Here is a 4,341-nt window from a genome sequence, read left to right on the forward strand (position 1 = left end):
CATCCTCCCCGTCAGCGCCTCCCGGCACTAACGATCAGTTGTCACCGATCCGTTCCTCACGCCCGGATCGGCATCAACCACCAGTCGGGCGCCGGCGTGGCGGGCGACATCTTGTTCCGCAACATCGATATCGAGCGGGTCACGAAAACCAACAACGTGTGGCGCACGTGGGCGCTCTTCCAGATCGGAGACGCCTACAACGACGGAGCGGGACCGATCGACGGGGTCACCGTCAGCCACATCAACGTCCGTGACCACGGAACAAGCACCCCGATCCTGAGCGGGTTCAGCCCCACATCGAACATTCGCAACGTGGTGTTCGACTCGATCCGGATGCCGGGAAGCACCGGTTACGCGACCTCGCTGGCTGAACTCGGGTTCACGAATCCCGTGCACACGGCGAACATCGTCGTGCAGTAGTGCGCATGGGGTCCTTGGTGTGGCCGAGCCTGCACTGAGGACCCCATGCACCCGATGCCTCCCAGCTACCTCTCGCTACCCACCCCGACGGCATTCGCCGCAACACGAGTAGCCGCGATCGTCGCGAGCAGTTTGAGAGCGCCATCGCTCGCTGACCCAGGTTCTGCCCGGTAGACGATCAACTGCTGGCCGGTCGCACCGCGCACGTCAAAGGCGTTGAACTCGAGCGTGAGGTGTCCGACATCCGGATGGATGAACGCCTTGGCCTCATGGCTCTTCCCACGCGCGTCGTTCTTCACCCAAAGCTCAGCGAAACGCGAACTGCTGGTCTGTAGCTCCTCAACCAATGCCAGGGTCGCGCTGTCATGCGCGTCGTAACCCAGCGCCAGCCGGATGTTGGCGACGCTCGCATGTGCGGATCGATCCCAGTCCTCGAAGAACGTTGCGCCTGCGGGATCCGCGAACACCATCCGAGCCAGGTTCTGAGCGGTGTCGAACGCGGAGTAGAGCGCGCGTGCCAGAGGATTCAGCGCGAGAATGTCGAGCCGCCGGTTGAGGACGAAAGCGGGAGTGTCGGGCCACGCGTCCATCAAACGAAGCAGCGACGGGTCCACGCTCTCGACAATGGGCGAAGGTGCTGGAGCGGGCGTGATCCCGGCCAACCGGTACAAGTGCTCGCGCGTATCCGGTGACAAGTCCAGCGCTCGACTGAGCGCGTTGAGGACTGAAGCGGACGGGTTCTGCTCGCGACCCTGCTCCAGCCTTGCGTAGTAGTCGGCGCTGACGCCTGCCAGCATGGACACCTCCTCGCGCCGGAGCCCGGGCACCCGGCGCACGCCGCTCCAACGGATCCCGGCGGCACCGGGACTGATCGAAGCGCGGCGCGCTGCGAGGAAGTCTCCGAGGTCATTTCGTGCCATACAGACAGCTTGCATGTCCTCGGATCTCTGAACCAGGGTGCACCGCACCTCCCCGTCAGCGAGCGGCACTGCCCGCAACCAGGGTGCGCGCCGCCGGGGTGAACCGCGCTCTGCCTTCCGGACAGCGAACTCCGCACGCTGGAGGTCAGGATCTCCACCACGGAGATCGAGGAGGAAGACATGAACAACGCATTCACACCCGAGCTGCTGGAACGCATCATCGACAACCAGGCCGACTACGCACAGCCGCTGCTGTTCGTCGGCGCGCGCGTCCACCTGTTCGACTCCCTCGTCGACGAGATGAAGGACGCCGACATCCTCCTGGGCGAGGGATTCATCGTCGGGACCGGCCCCGGCATCGTGACCGCGGCAGGCGATGACAACGCCCTGGTGATCGACTGCACGGGCATGGTCATCGTGCCCATGGTGGTCGACGCTCGCGCCGCGCTCGGACTCAACCGCGACCGCTCGTCGGACGTCGGAACCCTCTGGCCAGGCAACACGGGGACCTTCGCAGTCGTCGACGCTGAACTGGCCGAAGACGCCGCCAGCGCCGTCGCCAGCGTGCTCACTCACCCGGAGTCGATCGCAGCGATCGTCATCGACGGCAAGGTCGCGCTCTGGAACGGTGAGCGCACGGTGAACGCGCCGGCACAGCTCGACCGGAGCCACGTGGGTGAGGTTTCTCCGTCCGCGAGCCCGTACGTGGGCATGTGGATCGATCAGTCTGATTTCCTTTACCAGGAGCTCACCGCAGATGGACGCTACGACGAGACCCGCGGGGGCCGCCCGCACGCCTTCCAGGGGTCGTTCTGGATCGACGGTGATCGTATTGACTACCTTGACGATCTTGGTTTCTGGGCTTTCGGCGAGTTCGTCGACGGTGTCCTCCACCACGGGCCGTATATCCTCAACCGCCGCTGACCTCGAAGGGAGCCACACCATGCCCGAAGCGACGACACATCCCTACGTCGGCATGTGGGAAACGTCCGACGGACACGTCCGACACGAGCTTCTGCCGAACGGTCGATACGTGGAAGCGCGTGGAACGCGCGAGAGCGCGTACACCGGCCGATACGTCGTGACCGGTGACCATATCGACTACGTCGACGACACCGGATTCACCGCCGACGGCGACTTCATCGACGGCGTCCTACATCACGGAGGAATGATCCTGCGCCACACCTCTTAGCAGGCCTGCGACGCTGCGTGTTGGCCGCAGATCGAGTACTCGATCTGCGGCCAACACGCGAACGTAAAACGCAGTCTGTCTACGGCAGGGAAGGATGGCTCAACACGATCCTTCGCTTCTCCTTAGCGCGCTGCAGCCTCAGCTTCAGAGTCCTCGATGCCGAGATTGGCGTACGTGACGGGGTTGGCGTATTCGGTGACGGCCGTGATCTTCTCACCATCGATCTCGAACTTGAAGACGTAAACGTTGCGATAGGTGAGCTTCTCTGCGCTGGACAGGATGTTACCTCGCGTCTCGACGAAGGCTGCGCCGCCATCGTGCCCAACAGTCCACACTTGGTCGAGGAACGACACCGAGTCGAATTTCGCGGCGACGGAGGTGATGTATCCGCGGATGTGGTCAGCGCCGTCGAACTCGTACCAGGGCGCTGGGGAGCCATCGATGTGGAGACGGATGGTTAGGGTCGCATCCTCGCGCAGAGTCGCGACTACCGCATCAGGGTCACGGTTCTCGAAGGCAGCGATGAACTGCTGGGCCACCGCGAGTGAGGTGTTTGTCGTTGCCATTGTGATGAGTCCTTTCGATCAGACCCGGCCGAGCCATTCGCTCGGTCGGCCGGGATCGACGCTACGGACCTTGTGTCGGCACGAGAAGGGAGCGTTCGTCCTAGTACCGGGCGTACCATGCGCGCCGATGAGGACGGGCTCATAATGGATTAATGGGATCACGAGGCGAACTGGCGGCGACACTGAGATCCTGGAGAGACCGCGTCAACCCGGGAGATCTGGGGCTGCCCGTGCGCTCGGAACGGCGGGTCCCCGGCATACGACGCGAAGAACTCGCCTCGTTGGCAAACCTCTCTGTGGATTACATCGTGCGCCTGGAGCAGGGGCGCTCGGAGAGCCCCTCGCCGCAGGTCGTGGCCGCACTCGGCCGGGCACTCCGACTCTCGCATCACGAGCTTGAACACTTGTATCTTCTGGCAGGGCTTCTGCCGCCGGGTCGGCTCGCCGTGTCGCGACATATCTCCCCGGGCGTACAACGCATGCTTGCACAGCTCGTGAACACTCCGCTCGCCGTATACGACGCGAGTTGGACCATGCTCTCCCGAAACCGACTCTGGGTCGCGCTTCTGGGCGAGGAGCGTTCTTATGTGGGGCGCAATCTCCTCCGGCAGACGTTTTTGCAACGGGACCGTCATACGATGCAAGATCACCAGCAATACGCGCAGTTCCAAAGGGCTTTGGCCGCGGATCTCCGCACCGCGGCCGGGCGATACCCGCAGGACAGGGAGATTCGGTCGTTGATCGCCGAGCTGCTCGAAGGGTCGACGGATTTCGCTCTGCTCTGGGCGGAGGGCGTGGTGGAGCCCTTTAGGGCGGAGCGCAAGGCCATCCTCAGTCCGCTTCTTGGACAGATCACGCTCGACTGCGACGTTCTCATCACCAGTGACGACGACCTCCGTATCGTGATCTACACGACGGACGCGTCCTCCATCGAGGCTGAACGCCTTTGCGACCTTGCGCAGTTCGCAATCACCTAATGCCGCTGCGCACGAAGCTCTCGGTGCACAATCGCATCGTCGTCGCGGTTCTCGGTCCCGGAGACGTGGGCGAGTATGCCGTCGATGAGATCGCCGGCCGCGGCGAAGCCGGTGTCGTCCAGATAGTCGATGTGATCTGAATCGGCCTGACTTTCGTTCCGTTCTTCAAGTAAGGATGGAACACGATGAACAGGAAGTATTCGCCGGAGATGCGTGAGCGGGCGTTGCGGATGCTCGCGGAGACGCGGCCGTCGCATCCGACGATG

At 63.3% G+C, this 4,341-nt stretch carries 7 protein-coding genes; 4 read left to right on the plus strand and 3 right to left on the minus strand.

The window, feature by feature from the left end; all coding sequences use genetic code 11:
• The coding region (locus tag ABD161_RS13245; protein ID WP_344003805.1) for a hypothetical protein at nucleotides 1-420 on the plus strand (420 nt) is incomplete at its 5' end.
• A gap of 65 nt (nucleotides 421-485) precedes the next feature.
• Here the strand turns inward: ABD161_RS13245 and ABD161_RS13250 are convergent.
• Nucleotides 486-1,355, minus strand: a complete 870-nt coding sequence (locus ABD161_RS13250; protein ID WP_344003820.1) for a helix-turn-helix domain-containing protein — start codon at nucleotides 1,353-1,355, stop codon at nucleotides 486-488.
• A 165-nt stretch (nucleotides 1,356-1,520) separates the two neighbouring features.
• On the opposite strand from ABD161_RS13250, the gene ABD161_RS13255 reads away from it, so the two are divergent.
• Complete coding sequence (locus tag ABD161_RS13255; protein WP_344003808.1) at nucleotides 1,521-2,264, plus strand: Atu4866 domain-containing protein; 744 nt, start codon at nucleotides 1,521-1,523, stop codon at nucleotides 2,262-2,264.
• Nucleotides 2,265-2,283: 19 nt separating this feature from the next.
• Nucleotides 2,284-2,532 (plus strand): Atu4866 domain-containing protein, encoded by a 249-nt coding sequence (locus tag ABD161_RS13260; protein WP_344003811.1) that lies wholly within the window; start codon nucleotides 2,284-2,286, stop codon nucleotides 2,530-2,532.
• A 122-nt stretch (nucleotides 2,533-2,654) separates the two neighbouring features.
• On the opposite strand, the gene ABD161_RS13265 is transcribed toward ABD161_RS13260, so the two are convergent.
• Complete coding sequence (locus ABD161_RS13265; protein ID WP_344003814.1) at nucleotides 2,655-3,098, minus strand: nuclear transport factor 2 family protein; 444 nt, start codon at nucleotides 3,096-3,098, stop codon at nucleotides 2,655-2,657.
• 152 nt (nucleotides 3,099-3,250) lie between these two features.
• On the opposite strand from ABD161_RS13265, the gene ABD161_RS13270 reads away from it, so the two are divergent.
• Nucleotides 3,251-4,075, plus strand: a complete 825-nt coding sequence (locus ABD161_RS13270) for a helix-turn-helix transcriptional regulator (protein WP_344003816.1) — start codon at nucleotides 3,251-3,253, stop codon at nucleotides 4,073-4,075.
• Here ABD161_RS13270 and ABD161_RS13275 read toward each other — a convergent pair.
• A partial coding sequence (locus tag ABD161_RS13275; protein WP_344003818.1) for an Atu4866 domain-containing protein occupies nucleotides 4,072-4,341 on the minus strand: 270 nt, incomplete at its 5' end. The genes ABD161_RS13270 and ABD161_RS13275 overlap by 4 nt on opposite strands.

The sequence above is a fragment of the Microbacterium paludicola genome (genome assembly GCF_039529675.1).
Classification (GTDB): Bacteria; Actinomycetota; Actinomycetes; order Actinomycetales; family Microbacteriaceae; genus Microbacterium; species Microbacterium paludicola.

Coding starts and splice junctions, on each gene's coding strand:
- ABD161_RS13250 (WP_344003820.1), bottom strand. CDS start 1,355: ATGCAAGCTGTCTGTATGGCACGAAATGACCTCGGAGACTTCCTCGCA.
- ABD161_RS13255 (WP_344003808.1), top strand. CDS start 1,521: ATGAACAACGCATTCACACCCGAGCTGCTGGAACGCATCATCGACAAC.
- ABD161_RS13260 (WP_344003811.1), top strand. CDS start 2,284: ATGCCCGAAGCGACGACACATCCCTACGTCGGCATGTGGGAAACGTCC.
- ABD161_RS13265 (WP_344003814.1), bottom strand. CDS start 3,098: ATGGCAACGACAAACACCTCACTCGCGGTGGCCCAGCAGTTCATCGCT.
- ABD161_RS13270 (WP_344003816.1), top strand. CDS start 3,251: ATGGGATCACGAGGCGAACTGGCGGCGACACTGAGATCCTGGAGAGAC.